Genomic DNA, 21,924 nt, shown 5'->3' on the forward strand with positions numbered 1-21,924 from the left:
AACGTTATGGTCACGATACGAGGACATTTCAGGTTGTCCCAGCACCTTTTTGCCCGGCCTTCTGCCGTAACTGACGGCGTCGTGCGGGTAGGTCGCGCCGCAGGCGCCCGATGGGCCGACGCACCGCATCGCACCGAAGTCACCGAGATCCTTCCGCTCGACGGGTTCGACTTCGACGACTTCGAGTTCAGCGACGACGCCGGTGATCTCGGCGACTTGGACTTCAGCAGCGACTCACCGTTCGACAACGAAGCTCAGGTGCTGCTGGCGCCCGAGCTCGACGACCGGAACGAGGCCGACGACGTCCACCCGGTATGGCTGGCCGCGCCCGTCACCGAGGTGCTGCCGCGGGTGATCGTCGAGCCGCGCACCGAGCGGCGTCCCGAGCGCTCGCACACCGCCGATGTCGTCGGCGTCGCGCGCCGCGGCGGACAGCATCGCAAGCAACCGACCAGCGCGGCCCGGGGCCGTCTGCTGATCTCGGCGATGGCCGCCGGCGCTGCCGCCGCGGCCGCCCACACGGCAACCAGCCACGCCGACACCCCCAAGACTGACGCCGTGCTGACCGCCAACGCGTCCGCGCTCAACGGCGGGGCCGGCGGCAGCAGCACCGTCCGCGGCCCCCAGGTGATCGCCGCGGCCCCGGCGGCCACCGCCGCGCTGCACAACCAGGAGCTGGCCAAAGGCGTCGCCTTCGCCAACGATCGCGCGCAGCGCGAGGCGCGGTTGTCACAGCCGCTCTACGTGATGCCGACCAAGGGCATCTTCACCTCCAACTTCGGTTACCGCTGGGGCGTGCTGCACGCCGGCATCGACCTGGCCAACTCGATCGGGACACCGATCTACGCGGTGTCCGACGGCGTCGTCATCGACTCCGGCCCGGCCAGCGGCTACGGCATGCTGGTCAAGCTGCGTCATGCCGACGGCACGGTCACGCTCTACGGCCACATCAACACCACGCTGGTCAGCGTCGGTGAGCGCGTGATGGCCGGCGACCAGATCGCCACCATGGGCAACCGGGGTAATTCCACCGGCCCGCACCTGCATTTCGAGGTGCTGCAGGGCGGCAGCGAACGGATCGACCCGGTGCCGTGGCTCGCTAAGCGTGGTCTTATGGTCGGCAACTACGCTGGCTGAGGTGACCGCGCCGAACGACGAAACTTCCGGTCCACGTCCGCCCGAGCCCACGCCCAAGCACGATTCGCCCTCCGAGTCACGGACGCGGATCATCCGGCGCGCGCCCACCGGGCCCATCCCGACCACGCCGGACAGCCCTACCACCCACTTCGCCCAGCAATCGGCGCCCTACCAAGCCGGTTCCCGTGCGGGTCGCACCGGCTATGCCGGGGTGCCGGCCCTTGAGCCCACCGATCGGACGGCCATCGCCGCGTGCGCGGTGAGCATCATCAGCGGCTGGGCCACCTCGGTGGTGGCCACGGATCTGATCGCCGGCTGGTGGCGAACCGACCGCCTGTTCTGCATCGCGGTCGCCTTTCTGGCCCTGGTGTTCGCGGGCACCACGGTGTCGGGCGTGATCCTGTTGCTGCAGCGCCGATCGATCAGCCGCTACCTTCTGATGGCCGGTGCGCTGGTCGCCGTCCTCACTTATATCGGCGTGTTCATCGCCGGCGCCCGCGTCGCGTGGATCGTCCACCTGCTGCCGATATTGCCGATCGCCACGGTCGTGCTGGTGCTGCTGCCGCAGACCAAACGCTGGCTGGACGCCTGACGTTCGCCGGCTAGAGCTTGCTGATCGGGGCGTGGTTGTGCATCAGCTTCACCCGCCCGGAGCTGCCGAAGTCGATCAGCGACATCGCCGATTCGCCGACGCCGGAGACCTCCTCGACCCGGCCCAGCCCGTACTTGTCGTGCGTCACCCGGTCGCCGGCCGCGAGCACCAGTAGCGGCCGCTTGCTCATTCCCGAGCGGGTCGGGGCCGCCCGCGGCGTGCCGAACCGTCCGGCGCCGCTCACCGGCGCGCTGAATGACGGGGCCGGCGCCGTGCGCCGCCATTCGATGAGCTCCTGCGGAATCTCTTGCAGGAAGCGCGATTCCGGGTTGAGCATCGGCTGTCCCCAGGACGACCGGACGATGGCCCTGCTCACGTAGAGCCGTTGCCGCGCCCGGGTGATCCCGACGTAGGCAAGCCGCCGCTCCTCGGAGAGTTCGACCGGATCATCCAGCGACCGCATGTGGGGGAACATTCCGTCCTCCCAGCCGGTCACGAACACCACCGGAAACTCCAGGCCCTTGGCGGTGTGCAGGGTCATCAGGGTGACCATGCCGGCGCCGTCCTCGGGGATCTCGTCGCTGTCGGAGACCAACGAGACCCGCTCCAAGAACTCCGCCAGCACGCCGGTGTCCGGCACGTCTTCGTCTTCGGGGGTCTGCAGCGACTCGCCCAGCGCCGCGGCGTTGGCCCGGTCGGTGCTGAATTCGTGCGCCACGCTGACGAGTTCGTTGAGGTTGTCCAGGCGCGCGAGTTCCTGGGGATCGGTGGAGGATTCGAGCTCCCGGCGATATCCGGTGCGTTCGAGCACCGACTCGACCAGATCTCCGAGATCGTCGTCCAGGCGGCCGCGCAGCTCGTCCAGCAACTCGACGAAACCGGCGATCGCCTTCTCCGCACGCGAATTCAGCATCGGCACTTTGCCTTCGGCCGCGGCCACGAGCGCGTCGGCGAAACTGGCGCCGGTGTTCTCGGCGTACACCGCCACGCACGCCTCGGCACGATCGCCGATGCCCCGGCGCGGGGTGTTGAGGATGCGCCGCATGCTGACCGCGTCCCCGGGGTTGTCCAGCACCCGCAGATAGGCGACGATGTCGCGGATCTCCTTGCGCTCGTAAAAGCGCACTCCCCCAACGACTTTGTAAGGTATTCCGGCGCGGATGAACACCTCTTCAAAGGACCGCGAGGAGTTGTTGGTGCGGTAGAAGACGGCGACGTCGTTGTAGGTGATCTCGCCCTTTTCGGCGAGCGCGTCGATCTCCTCGGCGACGAAACGGGCCTCGTCGTGCTCGTTGTCGGCGACGTAACCGACGATCAGCTCACCGGCACCCTCGGCGGTCCACAGCCGCTTGTCGCGGCGCCCGGAGTTGCGGGCGATCACTGAGTTGGCCGCAGACAGGATGTTTTGCGTCGAGCGGTAATTCTGTTCCAGCAGAATGGTAGTCGCGTCGGGGTAGTCGCGCTCGAAGTCCTCGATGTTGCGGATCGTGGCGCCGCGGAACGCATAGATCGACTGATCGGCGTCGCCGACGACGCACAGTTCCGCGGGCGGCACCTCGTCGGATACCTCGTCACCGCCGGACCTCGCTGGACCGCCGCGGCCGGCCAGTTCGCGCACCAGCACGTACTGCGCGTGGTTGGTGTCCTGGTACTCGTCGACGAGGACGTGCCGGAACCGCCGCCGGTAGTGCTGGGCGATCTGCGGGAAGGCCCGCAGCACCGCCACGGTTTCCCCGATCAGGTCGTCGAAGTCCAGCGCGTTGGCCGCCCGCAGCCGCCGCTGGTACTCGCCGTAGACACTGGCCACCGTGCGCGACAGCTCGTCGGAATCGTCGGTCAGGTTGCCCACCGCCTGCGCGGGGTCGATCAGCTCGTTCTTCAGGTTGGAGATGGCGTTGGCCAGCAGCCGGGGCGAGTAGCGCTTGATGTCGAGGCCCATGTCGCGCCCGATCATCTGCAACAGGCGCCGTGAGTCGTCGGCGTCGTAGATGGAGAAGTTGGAGTTGAGGCCCTCGATCAGGGAAGCCTGGTTGCGCAGGATGCGCACGCAGGTCGAGTGGAAGGTGGAGACCCACATCGCGCGGGCCCGGTTGCCCACCAGTCGCACCACCCGTTCGCGCATCTCGGCGGCGGCCTTGTTGGTGAAGGTGATGGCCAGCACCTGGCCCACCCCGACCCCGCGTTCCGCGATCAGGTAGGCGATGCGGCGGGTCAACACCGCGGTCTTCCCCGAACCCGCACCCGCGACGATCAGCAGTGGGGAACCCTCATGCACCACCGCTTGGCGCTGTTGCGGATTGAGGCCCTCGAGCAGTTGATCTGCTTCGGAGGCCGGCTTGGCATCTGTTGCGTGCACACTCATGTCAGTCCAAACTTACCGCCGCCCACTGACGCACAGCGCCCCGGCATCAGACCAGGCTAGTGGCCCGGACGGCCGGGACGGCGTCACTCGGACTACCGGGAATTCGGCGTGTCGGAATGCAATTTGCGACCCTTATTTCGCCCGCCGGGGCAATTGCACCCGAGTCAAAAACGCGCAGCTTAAACATCATTTTTTGCGCGTTCGCCGTTTTTAGTGGCACACTCGATTCGTGCTCAACGTGCAGTGCCGGCGATGCTCCTCGACTCAGGAGTGGCGCCGCCGATTTCCCTACGGGTACCGGTTTGCGGTGCCCGTGGCCTAACTGCTTCCGCAGAGCCCCTTGGTCCGCTTTCGGCACGCGGGGCTCGTCTTTTGTGAGGCCCGAAACTGCATGAGACCAGAAACCCCACATCACGACGACGACGCGGAGTCAGCAGGCATGGACATCGACACGGTGGCGACCCAAGAGGTCACCGACATAGACGAGTTGCGCCAGGAGATCGACCGGCTCGACGCCGCGATTCTCGCGTCGGTGCAGCGGCGCACCGAGGTGTCACAGGCGATCGGCAGGGCCCGGATGGCCTCGGGTGGGACGCGGCTTGTCCACAGCCGCGAAATGAAGGTCATCGAGCGCTACAGCGAGCTCGGCCCCGAAGGCAAGGACCTGGCGATACTGCTGCTGCGGTTGGGCAGGGGCCGGCTCGGCCACTGACCTCGACGGTTCAGTCGTCGGGCGTCAGAGCTCCCCGCTACACCTGGCTCCGTCAGGTCACAGCCCATAGGGTCGAAGGATGACCTCCGTGCACACCCTCCCCGACATCACCGCCACTCCGGCGTGGGACGCCCTGCGCAGGCATCACGAACAAATTGGCGAAACCCACCTGCGGCAGTTCTTCGACGACGATCCCGATCGCGGTCGCGAGCTGACCGTCTCCGTCGGCGACCTCTACATCGATTACAGCAAGCACCGCATCACGCGAGAAACGCTGCGGCTCTTGGTCGATCTGGCGCGCACGGCCAACCTCGAAGAGCGCCGCGACCAGATGTTCGCCGGCGTGCACATCAACACCTCGGAGGATCGCGCGGTGCTGCACACCGCGCTGCGGCTGCCCCGGGACGCCGAGCTGGTCGTCGACGGCGAGAACGTTGTCCAAGAGGTGCACGAGGTGCTGGACGCCATGGGCGAATTCACCGATCGGTTGCGCAGCGGTGAATGGACCGGGGCCAGCGGCAAACGAATCAGCACAGTGGTCAACATCGGCATCGGTGGATCGGACCTCGGACCGGTGATGGTTTATCAGGCGCTGCGCCACTACGCGGACGCCGGGATCTCGGCGCGGTTCGTCTCCAACGTCGACCCGGCCGATCTGATCGCCACCCTGGCCGATTTAGACCCGGCCACAACACTTTTCAACGTCGCATCGAAGACATTCTCGACACTGGAAACCCTGACCAACGCGACGGCCGCGCGCCGGTGGATCACCGATGCCCTCGGCGACGCCGCGGTGTCGCAGCACTTCGTCGCCGTCTCCACCAACAAACGTCTGGTCGACGACTTCGGCATCAACACCGACAACATGTTCGGTTTCTGGGATTGGGTCGGCGGCCGCTACTCGGTGGACTCGGCGATCGGCCTGTCGGTGATGGCCGTCATCGGCCGAGAAGCCTTCGCGGACTTCCTTTCCGGCTTCCACATCGTCGACCGCCATTTCAAGACCGCGCCGCTGGAATCCAATGCGCCTGTGCTGCTTGGACTTATCGGCCTGTGGTACTCCAATTTCATGGGCGCGCAATCGCGCGCCGTGCTGCCGTACTCCAACGACCTGGCGCGCTTTGCGGCCTACCTGCAACAGCTGACCATGGAGTCCAACGGCAAGTCGACCCGCGCGGACGGCAGCCCGGTCACCACGGACACCGGTGAAATCTTCTGGGGCGAACCGGGAACCAACGGGCAGCACGCGTTCTACCAGTTGTTGCATCAGGGCACCCGGTTGGTGCCCGCCGACTTCATCGGCTTCAGCCAGCCCACCGACGACCTGCCCACGGCCGAGGGCGACGGCAGCATGCACGACCTGTTGATGAGCAACTTCTTCGCCCAGACCCAGGTGCTGGCCTTCGGCAAGACCGCCGAAGAGATCGCCGCCGAAGGCACACCCGCGGACATCGTGCCGCACAAGGTGATGCCCGGTAACCGGCCGTCGACCTCGATCCTGGCCAACCGGCTCACCCCGTCGGTGATGGGACAGCTGATCGCGCTGTACGAGCATCAGGTCTTCACCGAGGGCGTGATCTGGGGAATCGACTCGTTCGACCAATGGGGCGTGGAGCTGGGCAAAACCCAGGCCAAGGCCCTACTTCCGGTGATCACCGCGGACGGTTCACCGGCGCCGCAGTCGGACAGCTCCACCGACGCCCTGGTGCGTCGCTATCGCAGCGAACGCGGGCGAACCAGCTGACTCAGGCGAACATCTTGGTCAGCTGAGGCGGCAGCACCCGCATCAATTGCACCAGCGGGGCCCACGGCCACCACGGCACCGCAGCGCGGCCGGGCTCCCGTTCCATCGCCGCGACGAGCGCGTTGACGCCAGTTTCGTTGTCCACCATCAACATTGTGCTGTTGGACTTGGCCGTCATCTCCGACTCGATGTAGCCGGGCTCGATGACCGAAACCTTGACGGGGCCCCCGGCGTATTCGGCGCGCAGCGATTCGCCCAGTGAACTCACCCCGGCCTTGCTCGCCGCATAGGCCGCCTTGACGCCGGGCACGCCCTTGTTGCCGAGCACCGACGAGATCAGCACCAGGTGGCCCGAACCGTTCTTGTTGAACATCTCCAGCGCGGTCTCGATCTGCACCAGCGCCGCGACCAGGTTGGTTTCGATGGTGGCCTTGTTGGCCCACAGCTTGCCGGAGCCCAGTTTCGCGCCCTTGCCGATGCCGGCGTTGACGACGATGCGGTCGATGCCGCCCAGTTCGTCGCTGAGTTCGGCGAACACCTTGGGGACGGCCTCGTGATCGTTGACGTCCAGCGCGGCGACCGCGATCCGAATGCCCGGATACTTCTGCGAGAGCTCGGCTTTCAGCTCATCGAGCCGGTCGGTGCGACGCGCGCACAGCGCGAGGTCGCGGCCCTTGGCGGCGAAGGCGCGCGCCATGCCGGCGCCCAGGCCCGAGCTGGCACCGGTGATGAGGATCTTCTGGCGAGTCATCGGGGCAGCATATCGACAGGCGTCAACTCCGGAGTCGGGCGACTACTTCAGCAAACGCGACATGCGCCGGTCGGCCAGAATCTTGCCGCCGGTCTGACACGTCGGGCAGTACTGGAAAGACTTGTCCGCGAAGGACACCTCGCGGACGGTGTCCCCGCATACCGGGCAGGGCAGCCCGGTGCGGGCGTGCACCCGCAATCCGGAGCGCTTCTCACCCTTGAGCGTGGCCGCCCCTTGCCCGACGGACCGGCTCACCGCGTCGGTGAGCACCGAGACCATCGAGTCGTGCAGCGTCGCGAGCTGCGCGTCGGACAGCTTGCCGGCGGTGGCGAACGGCGAAATGCGCGCCACGTGCAGGATCTCGTCGCTGTAGGCGTTGCCGATCCCGGCGATCACCTTCTGGTCGGTGATGACCGTCTTGATCCGGCCGGTGTTGCCGGCCAACACGTTGGCCAGCGCGTCGAGGTCCAGGTCCAGCGCGTCCGGGCCCAGCGCGGCGATCCCGGGGACCTGGGTCGGGTCGTCGACCAGCCACACCGCCAGCCGTTTCTGGGTGCCGGCCTCGGTGAGATCGAAGCCCGGCGCCTCACCGGGCGTGCCCAGGTGCACCCGCAGCGCGATCGGGCCCTTGCCGGGCCGCAGCGGCGCCGCGGCCAGCTTGTCCGACCACCGCAACCAGCCTGCACGCGACAGATGGGCGATCAGGAACAGGTTGTCGGTGCGCAGGCCCAGGTACTTGCCCCACCGCTCGGCCCCGACAACAGCCTGGCCGTGCAGTGCGCTGATCGGCGGGTCGAAGGTCTTCAGCACGGACAGGGCGGCGATGTCGACCCGCCCGACCGTCAAACCGACGGCGTGGCGCCGCAGGTGGTCGGCCAGCGCTTCGATCTCGGGTAGTTCGGGCACGGTTTCAGTGTGCCGGTCGCAGCAAATAGGTGTCCATGATCCAGCCGTGCCGGGCGCGGGCTTCGGCTCGCAGCGAAACGATGCGGGGGCCCACCTCGCCGATCGTGCCCGCGATGAGCAGTTCGTCGTCGGTACCCAGGTAGGCGCCCCACCAGATTTGCGTGTCGGGCGGGCAGACCTGGAACGAGCAGTCGGCGTCGAGCATCACGACGGCGGACCCCGGGTTCGGGCCGTGGGTGCGCAGCTGCCGCCCGGTCGTGATCAGAACGGGTTCACCGACCTCGTTGAGCGGGATGCGGTGCCGGGCGGTCAACGCCTGCACGGCGGTGATGCCCGGGATGACGTCGAACGTGAAGTCGACCCGTTCGGCCACCGCGTCGAGGATGCGCAGCGTGCTGTCGTAGAGCGACGGGTCACCCCAGGCCAGAAACCCGCCGACGCCGTGCGGACCCAGCTCGGCGGAGATGGCGTCGGCCCAGATCTGCGCGCGGGCGGCGTGCCAATCCGCAACCGCGTCCCGGTAGTCGGCGTCATCGGCCCGCTTAGGGTCGGGCAGCTCGACAAAGCGGTAGCCCGGCTCACGGATGAAACGGCCGCAGATGTCGCGTCGCAGCGCCACCAGGTCGCTCTTCTGTTCGCCCTTGTCCATGGCGAAGAACACCTGGGTGTCGTTGAGCGCCTCGATCGCCTGCACGGTCACGTAATTGGGGTCGCCGGCCCCGATGCCGATGACGTGAATGTGCCGGCCCACTACGCCGCCTCCTGATGCTCGTTGTCCGTCAGATTGCCGAATCGCGACCTCCGGCATCTAGCCGGGACCGCAAGTACCCAGTACCATGGGTACCGTCTGAAGCACCCAATGGAGGGACGCCAGCAATGACCACTCCGGTGAAGCCAGGTGGGCCGAGTCGTGAAGACTTCTCGGACCGATTGCTCAAGGGCTCGGTCAAAAAGTCCTACGAGCCCGTCGTCGACATCGACTGGGACGCCCCGCTGGACCCGGACAAGTTCTACCTACCGCCCCGGCTGGTGTCGCTCTACGGCACGCCGATGTGGGACCAGATGACCCGCGAGCAACAGATCGAGCTGTCCCGGCAGGAATTGGTCAACACCCTGTCGGCCGGGATCTGGTTCGAGAACATGCTCAACCAGGCGCTGCTGCGCACGATCCTGCACGAGGACCCGACCAGCAGGTCGACCCATTACAAGCTGACCGAACTGGGCGACGAGACCCGCCACATGGTGATGTTCGGCAAGGCGATCGAACGCATCGGCGCCAAACCGGTGCGCCCCAAACTGTTTCACCGGATGATCATCAACTGCCTGCCGCTGGCGTTTCAGCGCGGCTCGATGCTCTGGGTGGCCGCCCTGATCGGTGAGGAGATCTTCGACTCGCTGCAACGACAGATGATGGACGACCCGGAGCTGCAGCCAATCATTCAGCGGCTCATGCGGATTCACGTCACCGAGGAGGCGCGCCACATCCAGTTCGCGCGCGACGGTGCCCGCAAGCGCGTGGTCGAGATGCCCCGGTTCAACCGCTGGTTCATGGCCAACATCAACGGCCTGGGCGGCTACTTCTTCAACTACCTGTTCAGTAACCCCGTGCCCTATGCGCGGGCGGGTCTCGACCCCAAGCGAGCCCGCAAGCTGGCGCGCACCAGTCCGCACCGCCGCGACATACAGGTTGCCGGCTTCGCGCCGCTGGCGGCGTTTTTGACCGAGGTCGGCCTGATGGGTTCGATCGCACGCCGCGGCTGGACGCGCAGCAGGTTTCTGTGACGCAGCCGCCGGACCACGCCGAGCGTCGCTGCCATATCGTCGTCGTCGGGCCGGGCGCCTGCGCCTGGAGCGCCCAAACCGCTTTGCTGGCAGCCGGTTTCACCGACCTGGTGAAGCTGGACCGGCCCACCCGGGACGCGCGCTTTGACGACGACTCCGATACCTGGCTGTTGACCACGGCGGAGGGCGATGAAATCCGGGCCGATGTCGTCGTCGCCGCCCACCATCCGGTCCAGCGGCCCTGGCTGCCCGCCATCCCCGGACGCGACGAGTTCGGTGGAGCGGCGTTTCACGCCGCGGTGTGGGATCCCGGATTCGATCCGTCCGGCAAGCGCGTCGCGGTGATAGGCACCGACTCCGCCGCCGCCCACCACCTCGAGCGGCTGACCCAGGCGGCGGCATCGGTCACCGTGTTCGCCCACGCACCGCGTCGCGTCGTGCCCGACATCCCGGCGTGGTCCACCCGGGCCACACGCTGGCTGCGCCGCCGCACGCCGGCTTCGCGGCCGCAGGTCGGCATCGCCGGGTCCGCGATCGAGGCGGTGACCGCATCGGGCGTGCGCACCGCCGACGGCGCCGTCCACCGCGTCGACGCCATCATCTTCGGCACCGGCTACTTCATCCCCGAGGACGTCGCCGACCAGACCCTCACCGGCTCGGCCGGGCTGACCATCCGGCAGGCCTGGCACGACGGCATGGAGCCGTTCTGCGGGGTGGCGATTCATGGGTTCCCCAATTACTTCTTCGTCACCGGTCCCGATCCGGACGCGCAGGCGCGCTACGTCGCCGAGTGCCTGAAAGCCATGAGGCGCACCGCCAGTGGCCGCATCGAGGTGCGCGCCAGCAGCCAGCGGGTGTTCAACGAGCGCGCCCAGCTACGGCCGGCCGGGCCGCCCTCGGTGGCATCCGCCTTCGATCTCTCGGCCAGCGCACCCACCGGTGACGACACGTACGACGGCGACGCCACGCTGGAAATCGCCGGCGCCCGCCACTCGGTGCGGGTCCGGCTGACCGGTCATCTGGACCCGATCGACGGCCGCTACCACTGGCAGGGAACGGTGTCTGGTTCTTCGTCGGGGCCCTTGGCCGGCGACCTCAAGCAATCACGGACGGGCACGCTGACGGTCGGGGAGCGCAGCGCGCCGGCACGCATCGTCGAAGAGACACCGTGGGGGACGCACTCGGTCTCCGGAGTGGGCGCTCCCCCCTACGCGCTGAGCAATCACTGAGCCCGATGTGTGCTCCGCGCGCCGGCTGACGCGCGGCGCGATGGCTGATGCCTTTGCGCTGGTTAACCGGCTGTTCTTCTGGCATACCGAAAAGTTTGGCGGCGGTCACCGCGTGGTAACCCCGATGGAAGCGCGTGCTGGGCATTTGACTCCATAGCGCGTCGGGCTGGGGTTGGTCGGCTCCCGACGGGTGTGGGAGGGGGGCGCATGGTGCTTTTGTTGCGGGCTTGCGGCATGGATTTACCGGGATCGCAATCGCAGCCTGCGGTTTCCGGCTGTGTCGAGGCCGCTGGTTCTCGAAGTAGACTTTTGCCGCTGAGAGCGGATACTCAAGCAGTCGGCCCGGCATGATGCGAGGAGCGGGAAATGGAACCGGACGCCAGGACCGAGCTGGGATGAGCCCGGTGGCCGTTGCGATGCGGACGGATGACTCGGTTGCCGTTCTGACCGTCGACGGCGAGCTTGATGCCGCCAACTCGATCGCACTTCGCGAACGCATCCTCAAAGCCACGCTGGACGATGCCGCCGCCGTGATCGTCAACGTCTCCGGGCTCCAGGTGCGCACCGAATCGGCTTGGGCGACCTTCATGGGCGCGTACTGGCAGGCCGGCAGCGCCCCCCACATTCCGATCGTGCTGGTCTGCACCGACCGGGCGGTCCGCGAGGCGATCACCAATAGCGGTGTCACCCACTTCATGCCGGTCTATGCGAGCGAGAAGGCCGCGCTCAAGGCGCTCGGCCAGAACAGCCGGCGCCCGGTGCGGCGCGCCGATGTGCAGCTGCCCGCCGACCTGACCAGTCTGCGCGAGTCGCGGCGCCTGGTCCGCGAATGGCTCACCACCTGGTCGCAGTCCAAGCTCATTCCGGTCGCGCTGGTGGTGGTCAACGTGTTCGTGGAGAACGTGCTGGAACACACCGCCAGCGTTCCGGCGGTGCGCATCGAAGCGCAGGGCACGACGGCGACCATCGCGGTGTCGGATGCAAGCAACACGCCCGCGGTGCGACTGCCGTCGCCGAAGAAGGGCATCGACGTGTCCGGGCTGGCGATCGTCGACGCGTTGTCCCGAGCGTGGGGCAGCACGCCCACCGCGTCCGGGAAGACGGTGTGGGCGGTCATCGGCCCCGAGAACCAGCTGTAGCCCAAAACCTGCCCCGGTCGACGGCCCGGGTGTGTCGCCGCGCCGACCTGCCGGTTGTGCTGAAACTAGAACACGTTCTAATGTCGACTGACGACCCCTTCAGGAAGGCAGATGACGTGCGGTTTACCTACGCAGAGGCGATGACGGACTTTAGGTACTACATCCCGCTGGCCAAGGCAGCCGAGGCGGCCGGCTACGACGCCATGACGATCGCCGACAGCATCGCCTACCCCTTCGAATCCGATTCGAAATATCCCTACACGCCGGACGGCAACCGCGAATTCCTGGATGGCAAGGAATTCATCGAAACCTTCGTGCTCACTTCGGCATTGGGTGCGGTGACCACGAAGCTGCGGTTCAACTTCTTCGTGCTCAAGCTGCCCATCCGGCCACCGGCGTTGGTGGCCAAGCAGATCGGGTCGCTGGCCGCGATGACTGACAACCGGGTGGGCTTCGGCGTCGGCACCAGCCCGTGGCCCGAGGACTACGAGTTGTTGGGTGTCCCGTTCGCCAGGCGCGGCAAGCGGATGGACGAATGCATCGAGATCATCCAGGGCCTCACCACCGGCGACTACTTCGAATTCCACGGCGAGTTCTACGACATCCCCAAGACCAAGATGACCCCGGCACCCACCAAACCCATCCCGATTCTGATCGGCGGGCACGCCGACGCCGCGCTGCGGCGCGCGGCGCGTCTGGACGGCTGGATGCACGGCGGCGGCGATCCCGAGGAACTCGACCACCTGCTGGCCAAGCTCAAGAAGTTCCGCGAGGAAGCCGGCGAGACCGGGCCGTTCGAGATCCACGTGATCTCGGCCGACGCCTACACCGCCGACGGCATCAAACGGCTCGAGGACAAGGGCGTCACCGACGTCATCGTCGGCTTCCGCATCCCCTACATCAAGGGCAAGGACACCGAGCCGCTGGACAGCAAGATTCGCAACCTGGAGATGTTCGCCGAGAACGTGATCGCGAAGCTTTAGCGGCGGTCGCACGCGAAACGCGTTACAGCACATCCCATTTCGGGGCGCGCTTTTCCCGGTGCGCCATCGCGGCCTCGAGCGGGTTGTTCGTGAAGCCGCTGAGGATCTGGGTGCGGTTCTCGATCTCGATGGCATGGCGCAGGCTGGGCGCGTCCAGTGCGGCGTTGAGGCCAATCTTGGTCTGCCACACGCCGTATGCGTTGTTCTCGGCGATCGAGAGGGCCAGCCTCAGCGCGGCCGGCATCAGCTCGTCGGCGGCGACGACCTCGTGCACCAGATTGATGCGGTAGGCCTCCGCCGCGTCGATGATGCGACCGGTGAGCATGAGTTCGCGCGCCACCCCGGCGCCGACGATCTTGGGCAGCAGGTAGCTGGTGCCCATGTCCATCGACGAGAACCCCGCCTTGATGAACACCGAACCGAACCGCGCCTGCTCGGAGGCGACCCGGATATCGCAGACCAACGAGAACGCCAGCCCACCCCCGACCGCAACCCCGTTCACCGCGCCGATCACCGGAATGTCCATCTCGTAGATCCGGGTGTACAGGTTGGCCAGCCGGACCTGGGCGTCGTAGTTGACCTTGAACGCCGGGGTGGTCGGCTTGTTCTGGGTCCAGGGCCGGCCGGTGCCGCTCAGATCGGCGCCGGCGCAGAATCCGCGCCCGGCACCGGTCAGGATCGCCACCCGGTACTCACCGTTGTCCAACACGTCCAGGGCCTCATGGACGCCGTCGATCAACGACCCATCGATGGCGTTGAGGCGCTCCGGCCGGTTCAGCGTGATGCAGGCGATGTTGTCTTCCAGACGTTCCAGTGTCACTGCAGGCATAGGGGAACCGTAGGCGACGTCGCTCTTTACCGAGGAGGCATACGGTGGTTTTGCCACCACATCGAAGGAGCAGCCATGGCACGAACCGAAGGCGACACCTGGGACCTGGCCAACAGCGTGGGCGCCACCGCCACCATGGTGGCCGCGGCCCGGGCGGCGGCAACCAGACGCCCGCAGCCGGTCATCACCGACGAGTTCGCCGAGCCGCTGGTGCGCGCCGTCGGGCTGGACGTATTCACCAGGCTGGCGGCCGGCGAACTCGATTCGATGGACCTGGAGACGGGTGTCGGGTTCTCGCGCATGATGGACACATTCGCCGCCCGGGCACGGTTTTACGACGACTATTTCGCCGCGGCCGGGCAGGCCGGGTTGCGCCAGGTGGTGATCGTGGCATCGGGTCTGGACTCGCGGGCCTACCGGCTGCGATGGCCGGCCGGGACGACGGTGTACGAGATCGATCAGCCGGAGGTGATCGCGTTCAAGACGGCGACGCTGGCCGAGATCGGCGCGGCGCCGACCGCCGAACTCCGCACCGTGGGCATCGATTTGCGTGAGGACTGGCCGGCGGCCTTGCAGGCGGCGGGTTTTGACCCGGACCAGCCGACGACGTGGCTCGCCGAGGGAGTGCTGATCGGATTCCTTCCGCCCGAGGCCGAAGTTCGGTTGCTGGACGCCATCATTCCGTTGTCCAGCGAAGGCAGCCGGTTCGCCGGCGACTTCGGGACCGTCGCCCCGACGACGCCGGAGGGACAGGAACAGGCCCGGCTCATGACCGAGGGGTGGCGACGGCAGGGCCTTGATCTGGACATCGCCGGCTTGGCCTACCCGGGCGAGCACACCGACGTCGCCGCGCACCTGGCGGCAAACGGCTGGGATACCACCACATTTCGGCTCACCGACCTGTTCGCGGCCGCGGGCCTACCGGAACTGGGGCCCGCCGAGCATCAGGTTCCCGCCGCCACGATCAGCTTCGTCAGGGCGGTGCGGCTCTAACCGGCGCGCGCGGCCCACACTCGCCGCGCAGCCGCCTGTCACGCGGACCGCTTGGCCAGCCACTCGGCCTGCATCACCAACAGGGCCATGACCGCCAATTGCGGTGTCTGCGGGTCGAGTTCGCGGTAGCGCTGATAGACGTTGACGACGACGCGCTCGGCGTCCAGCCACGTGGCGTACTCGCCGAGGTCGATCGTGTCGGCGGCCTCGGCCCACGACAAGCCCCGCCGGTAGGCGGCCTCGGCCTGTTCGGCGACGTGCACGAGATAACCACGCACCGCGCGGATTCCGTCCGGATCGGTAACGGGGCCGTGGCCCGGCACTACCGTCGGCGCGTCCAGCGCGATCATCGTGTCGCACGCCGCAACCCAGTTGGCGATCGGGCCGGCCCACACGATTGGCGTGCAGCCGATGAACAGCAGGTCGCCGCCGAACAGCACCCCCGCGTCGGGCACGTGCACCACCGAGTCGGCGGCGGTGTGCGCGGGACCCAGATTCAGCATGTCGATCCGCCGCCCGCCGACCTCGACGGACAGGTTGCGCTCGAAGGTCTGGTCGGCGTTGCGCAGCGTGATGTTGCTGAAGTCAAAGTGCCCGAAGCGTTCTCGCGTGTACGGGGTCGCTACTGGCCCGAGGTTGGCGGTTTGCGCCATGGCCAACATCTCGGGCGCCATCCCGTGCTCGATCTCCTCGGCGGTGCCGTGCGCGGCGATGATACGCACCGACGCGTCGAGCAGTTGGTTGCCGTGGGTATGGTCGCCGTTGGAGTGCGTGATCAACGCGTCGGTGATGGGCGCGGACGCGGTGATGGGCCGCATCGCGGTGAGCATCTCGCGGGTCAGCGCCAGGTCGAACAGGGTGTCGACCAACAGGGACGCGCCCTCGCCGGCGATCAGCCCGGCGTTGCTCCACCCGTAGCCCCCGTCCGGCAGCGTCCATGCCCACACCCGGTCGGCGACCTGATGCAGCCCGCGGGTGTAGGGTACCCGGGCCGGTGCCCGATTGACCCGCGGCGCTGCGGACGCGGCGTCCGGGTTGGGCCGCGCGGCCAACGCGTGTGGCGCGCGGCTCGCGCGGACGGTCTGCCGGGTCTCGCCCAAGCCCTGGACTTGGAGCGTGACGACGTCGCCGTCGTGCAGCCAGCCGGGAAAAGATTCCAGCGCAGTGGGATTGAGATGCTCGACCAGTGTGCAGGTGGGCACCGTTCCGGACCCGATGACGTCCCCGGGGTTGAGGGTGACGCCGCGTGAGGCGTAGGAGATGACTTCGCCGAAGGTCCAGTCCATCTGGGCCGTCGACCCCGTACCGATGACGGCGTCGTTGACCAGGGCGGTGACCCGCAGGTCCAGCTTGCCTGGATGGGACGGGTGGCGGTAGGGCTCGAGCTCGTCGGGCGTCACCAGGTAGGGACCCAGCGTGACACCGCTGTCCTTGCCTTTGCCCTGTCCGATACCCAGTTGGCTTTCCATCTGCTGCAGGTCGCGTGCGGACCAGTCGTTGAAGATGGTGTAGCCGATGATCGCCTCTTCGGCCTGCTCGACGGTGAGATCCCTGCCGCCGGCCCCGATCACCGCGGCGACCTCCAATTCGAAGTCCTGCCAAGCGCTTCCGGGTGCCGTCGGGGCATCGTCGTAGGGCCCTAAAACGGTTGCCGGACAGGCGAAGTAAAACGCGGGGATGCGATACCAGCTGTCGGCGAGCCGCCGCCCGCCGCCCAGCGCGGCCTGGCAGTTACGCATGTGGTCGAGGAAGCACAGGGAATCCCGGATGGATGGCGGGCGCGGGATGGGCGCCAACAGCCGCACGTCGGCGAGCGCCACCGTCGCCGCCGGGGAGCGCTGCGCCTGCTCCCCCGCTTGCCGCAGTTCGTCAGCGCCGCGCGCGATCAGGTCGAGCAGCGTCGCGCCCGCTGGCAGCGCGTGGATGGTGTCGCCGGAGACGACCCCGACGCGCTCGCCGTCATCACCTTGGTAGGTAACCCATTTCACTCGCGCACCACCTCACTTGCTTCCTTGTCCGGCCGTAGCCCCCGCCAACTCGATTGGCGTAGCCGGTTATCCGGGGTCCACTCGCTGTAGCGCACCTCCCCGACCAGAACCGGCTCGACGTACGTGACGCCCCGGGCTTCGCTGCGGGGCAGCGGTGGATGGAAGGGGGAATCGTCGGTGTGCAGCGGCGCCAGCGTCCTCTTCAGCTTTGTCAGGTCGCGTTCGGTGAATCCGGTGCCGACGCGGCCCGCGAAGTGCAGGCCGTCCGCGGTGGGGATGCCCATCAGTAGTGAGCCGATGCCGCTGCTGCGCCCGCCTTCGCCGGCCTTCCAGCCGCCGATGACGACTTCCTGGGTGTTCCAATGCTTGTCCTTGATCCAGGACGACGAGCGCCGGCCGGGCTGGTAGGTGGAGTCGCGCCGCTTGGCGATCACCCCCTCCCAGCCGCGCTTGCCGGAGTGCTCCAGCGCCTGCGCGCCGTCCTCGGGCAGCAGTTCGGGAACGATGAGATCGCTGCCGGCGCCGAGCATTTCCAGTACCTTACGCCGGTCTGAGTACCTGGCCCGCAGCAGCGAGCGGCCGTCGAGGTAGAGCACGTCGAACGCCCAGAATTCGACGCGCGAGCCCCGGCCGCGGTTCTGCATCGCATGGAAGTTGGGCACACCCGAGGGGTCCAGGACGACGGCCTCGCCGTCGAGGATCACGTGATGTTCGGCGAGATCTTCTGCGAGCGAACGTAATTCAGGGTATTCGCTGGTGACTTCGCGGCCACGCCGGGACCGTATCCGGATGGCGCCGTGGTCGGCCTCGATCAACAGCCGGTAGCCATCCCATTTGCCTTCAAACGCCCACTGGCCCGCCTTCAGCGCCGTCACCGAACCATGGGTGGCCAGCATGGGGGCGATGGTGTCGAAGTCGAAGACCTTCTGATCCTTCATCCGGTGCGCGAGCCACTGGTCGCCGTTGGTCTGGATCAGTGCATAGCGTCCGGAGATTTTGCTGCCGTGCAGGTCGACGATGACTTCCCCTTTTTCGGCGGAGTCGTTGAACTTTTCGGCCTCGTAGGTTCCGGAGTCCCAGATGATCACCTTCCCGGCGCCATACTCGCCCTTGGGGATGATGCCCTCGAAGCCGCCGTATTCCAGCGGATGGTCTTCGGTGTGGACAGCCAGGTGGTTCACCGAGGTCGTTTCCGGCAGGTTCTTCGGCACGGCCCAGGACACCAGCACGCCGTCCCGTTCCAGCCGGAAGTCGTAGTGCAGCCGGCGGGCGTGGTGTTCTTGGATGACGAAGCTGTTCCCTTGTCCTACAGCCGGTTTCGTAACCGGGACCGGCTCGGGGGTTTTCGACGCGTCGCGCATGCTGCGGTATCTGCTCAGGCGATCGGGGACCGGTGCATCCTCGTCCAGCGGTGCCAGCAGATCGCCGTCTCGGGCGACCCGGTCCAGCACTTCGTCATAACGCAGCTGGCGCAGCGACGGGTCGTCGAGTTCCTCCCAGGTGCGCGGCGCCGCAACGGTGGGTTGCTCACGTCCGCGCAGCGAGTACGGCGCGATGGTGGTCTTGGCGCCGTTGTTCTGACTCCAGTCCAGAAAGATCTTTCCGGCCCGCAGGCTCTTGGTCATGGTCGACGTCACCAGCGTGGGCATCGTCTTTTCCAGTTGTTGCGCAACGCGTTTGGCCAACACCGTGGCGCCCTTACTGCTCACCGGCTCCTGCAGCGGTGTGTAAAGGTGCAGGCCCTTGCTGCCGCTGGTGAGCGGATAGGTGGTCAGCCCGATGGCGGTGATCAGTTCGCGGACGGCGCGCGCCACCTCGGCCAGTTGGGCCATCGTGACGCCTTCACCCGGGTCGAGATCGAACACCAAGCGGGTCGCCGGGCCGGGTTTCAGTTCCTCGGCCCGGCTACGGGTCCACTCGGCGACGAAGCGCCACTGCGGTACGTGGACCTCCAGTGCGGCCTGTTGGGCGATCCAGGCCAGGCCGTCGACGCTGTCGATGATCGGATACGTCGTCGTTCCGGATCGATGCGTCACGCTGGCGCGCGGCAGCCAGTCGGGCGCCGACGAGGCCAGTTGTTTCTCGAAAAACGACTCCTCCTCGACGCCGTTGGGCCAGCGCTTGCGCGTGGCCGGGCGCCCGGCGATGTGCGGGATCATCACCTCGGCGATGCGCGTGTAGTAGTCGAAGATGTCGCTCTTCGTGGTACCCGTGGCGGGGTACAGCACCTTCTCGGCGTTGGTCAGTTTCAGCCGCGGTGCCATGTTGTCAAACTACGCGTTTCGCGCGTGTTAACCGCTTTGACCACCGTTAATCGTCCAACTGCCAATTCATTTTGTGACATGACCCACGAAAGTGTTGATCGACGTCCGAGCCGGGGCACAGACACTGAATGTTTGACGTAATCCCCTCCCCGTGGCGTCGAAACAGCGGCGTCCCACTCAGCGACGCGACCCTACGACTGCATTCCCGGAGGATCGACGTCCCAACCTACGACCGGTCGTCCCTCGGCCGCGGAGTCGTCCACATCGGTGCGGGCAACTTCCATCGGGCGCACCAAGCCGTCTACTTCGACGACCTCGCCCGCTCGGGCATCTCCGACCGGTGGGGGGTTACCGGCGTCAGCCTCCACTCCCCCGACGTCAAAGACCTGCTGTCGGCGCAAGACGGGCTGTACACAGTGGTACAGCAAGGACACGACCGCCAAACCGCCCGCGTCGTCGGCTCGATCGGCGCGGTGCACTACGCACCGAACGACGGGGCAGCCGTCCGCGCCGCCCTCGCAGATCCTCAAACCCGCATCGTCAGCCTGACCATCACCGGCAACGGATACTTCCTGAATCCCGTCACCGACGAGTTCGACGCCGACGATCCCGACGTGCGCGCCGACTTGGTCGCGTCCGGCAACTACGCCACCGCGTGGGGGTACCTGGCCGAAGCCCTGGACCGCCGTCGCCACGCCGGTATCGCGCCGTTCACCGTGCTCTGCTGCGACAACATCCCCGGTGACACCCAGCCGGCGCGGACCGCTCTGGTGTCCTTCGCCGCGCTGAAGGACCCCGGGCTTGCCCGCTGGATCGACACGCATGTCGCGTTCCCGTCGACCATGGTCGATCGCATCACCCCGCAAACCTCGAAGTCGGAGCGCCAATTCGTCGAGGAGACGTTCGGCGTCGCCGACAAATGGCCCGTCGTGACCGAGCCGTATTGCCAGTGGGTGATCGAGGATTCCTTCAGCAATGGGCGGCCACCGCTGCACGAGGTCGGTGCCGAGTTCGTTGCCGACGTCAGCGACCACAAGCTGATCAAGACCCGGCTGCTCAACGGCACCCATATCGCGCTGGCGTGCTTGGCCATCCTGGCCGGCTACCAGCGCACCGACGAAGCGATGCGCGACGGCATCATCTTCGATTTCGTCGAGAAGCTGCTGCGCGACGAGATTCAGCCGCTGCTGCCCCCGGTCCCCGGGATGAACACACCCGAATACCGGCGCACGTTGCTCGACCGGCTCGGCAATCCCCGAATGAGTGACCAGCTCTCTCGGCTGGCCCGCCGGGGAACCAGCAAGATCGCGACGTTCGTGGTGCCCTCGCTGCAGGAGGCGATCGCGCAGGGCAGGCCACACACCCTGCTGATGCTGGCGGTCGCCGGATGGGCCCGTTACATGCGCGGCCACGACCTCCAGGGACGAAAGCTGCGCCTCGAAGACTCGCAGGCGATACCGGTGGCTAGGTTGGCCAACATGGCAAGCAGTAATCCCGATCCGCTGCTGGGGCACGAAATGTTCGCCGAGGTCCGCGCGGTCCCCGGTTTTGCGGAGCGCCTCGGCGACATGATCGCGGATATCGACGCGCGTGGCGTGTTGCTCACGCTGCGCGACGCGCTGCGCCACGACCAGCGGGAGTTGGTGGCACGATGACCGCGGGCTTGACCTTCATGCGCGAATTCGACCCGGCGCCGATCACCACCCTGCTCTGCGACGCCGATGACAACCTGTTCGGGTCGGAGAGGCCGGCGTTCGACGCATCGACTGAGGTCACGAATCGTTTCCTGGCCAGGTTCGGCGTGACCGCCCCGCTGAGCTCCGAGGAGTTGCGTAAGCGCGCCGTCGGGAAGAACTTCCGCACCACGGCTCTGGACTTGGCGGTGCAATGCGAGGTTCCGCTCGACCAGACGTTGGCCCAGGGCCGCCCTGCCGCGGTGGTCGCGTCGGCCGACGACGTGGCGAGCGGCAGCGCGTTGTGCGCCGACGAACTCGAGCAGTGGGTGCGCGACGAGCGCGAACGGGTCACCGCTCACCTGGCGGTCACCCTGAGCCCCGATCCGCGGGTGCTCGAACCGTTGCGCGACCTCGCGGCGCGCTACGCACTGGCGGCCGTGAGCTCCAGCGCCACCAAGCGTCTGCGCGCCTGCTTCACCGCCACCGGTCTGGCCTCGCTCCTACCGGAGGCGGTGACCTTCAGCGCGGAGGATTCTCTTCCGGTGCCGACAAGCAAACCCGATCCGGCGGTGTATCTGCATTGCGGCCAGGTACTGGGCGTCGCACCCGAACAGGGGCTGGCCATTGAAGATTCCGTGGCCGGCGTGAAGTCCGCGGTCGCGGCCGGCTACGCGACCGTCGGCAACCTTATGTTCGTGTTGCCCGACGAACGGGATTGCCGCCGTGCAGAATTGATCGATGCCGGCGCAGTCGCGATCACCGATTCGTGGCGTGCCCTTGCTGATGTCCTGTTGTCGGCGGCCGTGCCGGCCGGACGTTCGCCGCTCCCGTAGGGCA

The 21,924-nt window shown here is 67.1% G+C and carries 18 protein-coding genes and 1 pseudogene; 11 read left to right on the forward strand and 8 right to left on the reverse strand.

Annotation, left to right across the window (positions count from 1 at the left end; genetic code table 11):
- Window positions 1-81: 81 nt before the first annotated feature.
- A complete protein-coding gene (locus A5708_RS25000; RefSeq protein WP_155766180.1) occupies window positions 82-1,137 on the forward strand; it encodes a M23 family metallopeptidase in 1,056 nt (351 codons plus the stop codon).
- 1 nt (window position 1,138) lies between these two features.
- Window positions 1,139-1,729: a hypothetical protein gene (locus A5708_RS27335; protein ID WP_196772757.1), complete on the forward strand. Its 591-nt coding sequence runs from the start codon at window positions 1,139-1,141 to the stop codon at window positions 1,727-1,729.
- A 10-nt stretch (window positions 1,730-1,739) separates the two neighbouring features.
- Here the strand turns inward: A5708_RS27335 and pcrA are convergent, their stop codons facing one another.
- The gene (pcrA, locus tag A5708_RS25010) at window positions 1,740-4,091 is read right to left on the reverse strand and encodes a DNA helicase PcrA (RefSeq protein WP_065031185.1); all 2,352 of its coding nucleotides are present in this window, start codon (window positions 4,089-4,091) and stop codon (window positions 1,740-1,742) included.
- A 391-nt stretch (window positions 4,092-4,482) separates the two neighbouring features.
- On the opposite strand from pcrA, the gene A5708_RS25015 reads away from it, so the two are divergent.
- Both A5708_RS25015 and pgi read left to right on the forward strand, forming a co-directional pair.
- On the forward strand, window positions 4,483-4,803 hold the full coding sequence (locus tag A5708_RS25015; protein ID WP_081293086.1) for a chorismate mutase: 321 nt from the start codon (window positions 4,483-4,485) through the stop codon (window positions 4,801-4,803).
- A 79-nt stretch (window positions 4,804-4,882) separates the two neighbouring features.
- Entirely contained in the window at window positions 4,883-6,547 is a 1,665-nt protein-coding gene (gene pgi, locus A5708_RS25020; RefSeq protein ID WP_065031187.1) for a glucose-6-phosphate isomerase, read from the forward strand.
- Between the two features lies 1 nt (window position 6,548).
- On the opposite strand, the gene A5708_RS25025 is transcribed toward pgi, so the two are convergent.
- The 4 genes and pseudogenes from A5708_RS25025 to cobF form a co-directional block, all read right to left on the reverse strand.
- The gene (locus A5708_RS25025) at window positions 6,549-7,298 is read right to left on the reverse strand and encodes an SDR family oxidoreductase (RefSeq protein ID WP_065031188.1); all 750 of its coding nucleotides are present in this window, start codon (window positions 7,296-7,298) and stop codon (window positions 6,549-6,551) included.
- 42 nt (window positions 7,299-7,340) lie between these two features.
- A complete protein-coding gene (locus tag A5708_RS27725; protein WP_419538354.1) occupies window positions 7,341-7,829 on the reverse strand; it encodes a zinc finger domain-containing protein in 489 nt (162 codons plus the stop codon).
- Between the two features lie 132 nt (window positions 7,830-7,961).
- Window positions 7,962-8,204: pseudogene (locus tag A5708_RS27730) on the reverse strand (DNA-formamidopyrimidine glycosylase family protein); the annotation flags it as partial.
- 4 nt (window positions 8,205-8,208) lie between these two features.
- Complete coding sequence (cobF, locus tag A5708_RS25035) at window positions 8,209-8,955, reverse strand: precorrin-6A synthase (deacetylating) (protein ID WP_065031190.1); 747 nt, start codon at window positions 8,953-8,955, stop codon at window positions 8,209-8,211.
- Window positions 8,956-9,080: 125 nt separating this feature from the next.
- Here cobF and A5708_RS25040 point away from each other — a divergent pair, with 125 nt between their 5' ends.
- The 4 genes from A5708_RS25040 to A5708_RS25055 all read left to right on the forward strand — a co-directional run bounded on the left by A5708_RS25040 (window position 9,081) and on the right by A5708_RS25055 (window position 13,337).
- Window positions 9,081-9,986 carry an AurF N-oxygenase family protein gene (locus A5708_RS25040; protein WP_065031191.1) on the forward strand — a complete coding sequence of 302 codons (906 nt, stop codon included), beginning with the start codon at window positions 9,081-9,083 and terminating at the stop codon, window positions 9,984-9,986.
- Between the two features lie 245 nt (window positions 9,987-10,231).
- Window positions 10,232-11,215, forward strand: a complete 984-nt coding sequence (locus A5708_RS25045) for a DUF4873 domain-containing protein (protein ID WP_231118015.1) — start codon at window positions 10,232-10,234, stop codon at window positions 11,213-11,215.
- A 395-nt stretch (window positions 11,216-11,610) separates the two neighbouring features.
- A complete protein-coding gene (locus A5708_RS25050; protein ID WP_065031192.1) occupies window positions 11,611-12,354 on the forward strand; it encodes an STAS domain-containing protein in 744 nt (247 codons plus the stop codon).
- Between the two features lie 116 nt (window positions 12,355-12,470).
- Window positions 12,471-13,337 (forward strand): LLM class flavin-dependent oxidoreductase, encoded by an 867-nt coding sequence (locus tag A5708_RS25055; protein ID WP_065031193.1) that lies wholly within the window; start codon window positions 12,471-12,473, stop codon window positions 13,335-13,337.
- A 22-nt stretch (window positions 13,338-13,359) separates the two neighbouring features.
- Here the strand turns inward: A5708_RS25055 and A5708_RS25060 are convergent, their stop codons facing one another.
- On the reverse strand, window positions 13,360-14,166 hold the full coding sequence (locus A5708_RS25060) for an enoyl-CoA hydratase/isomerase family protein (RefSeq protein WP_065031194.1): 807 nt from the start codon (window positions 14,164-14,166) through the stop codon (window positions 13,360-13,362).
- A 75-nt stretch (window positions 14,167-14,241) separates the two neighbouring features.
- Between A5708_RS25060 and A5708_RS25065 the strand changes: the two genes are divergently transcribed.
- Entirely contained in the window at window positions 14,242-15,159 is a 918-nt protein-coding gene (locus A5708_RS25065; protein WP_065031195.1) for a class I SAM-dependent methyltransferase, read from the forward strand.
- Between the two features lie 38 nt (window positions 15,160-15,197).
- On the opposite strand, the gene A5708_RS25070 is transcribed toward A5708_RS25065, so the two are convergent.
- On the reverse strand, window positions 15,198-17,147 hold the full coding sequence (locus A5708_RS25070) for a fumarylacetoacetate hydrolase family protein (RefSeq protein ID WP_065031196.1): 1,950 nt from the start codon (window positions 17,145-17,147) through the stop codon (window positions 15,198-15,200).
- The gene (locus tag A5708_RS25075; protein ID WP_065031197.1) at window positions 17,144-19,411 is read right to left on the reverse strand and encodes an ATP-dependent DNA ligase; all 2,268 of its coding nucleotides are present in this window, start codon (window positions 19,409-19,411) and stop codon (window positions 17,144-17,146) included. Before A5708_RS25075 ends, A5708_RS25070 begins: the two co-directional genes overlap by 4 nt.
- Window positions 19,412-19,539: 128 nt before the next feature.
- Here A5708_RS25075 and A5708_RS25080 point away from each other — a divergent pair, with 128 nt between their 5' ends.
- Together A5708_RS25080 and A5708_RS25085 are read left to right on the forward strand one after the other, a co-directional pair.
- On the forward strand, window positions 19,540-21,066 hold the full coding sequence (locus A5708_RS25080) for a mannitol dehydrogenase family protein (protein WP_065031198.1): 1,527 nt from the start codon (window positions 19,540-19,542) through the stop codon (window positions 21,064-21,066).
- Window positions 21,063-21,920: an HAD family hydrolase gene (locus A5708_RS25085; RefSeq protein ID WP_065031199.1), complete on the forward strand. Its 858-nt coding sequence runs from the start codon at window positions 21,063-21,065 to the stop codon at window positions 21,918-21,920. The genes A5708_RS25080 and A5708_RS25085 overlap by 4 nt, the downstream gene beginning before the upstream one ends.
- The last annotated feature ends 4 nt before the right edge of the window (window positions 21,921-21,924 follow it).

The sequence above is a fragment of the Mycobacterium colombiense genome (assembly GCF_001672755.1).
GTDB classification, from domain to species: Bacteria; Actinomycetota; Actinomycetes; order Mycobacteriales; family Mycobacteriaceae; genus Mycobacterium; species Mycobacterium colombiense_C.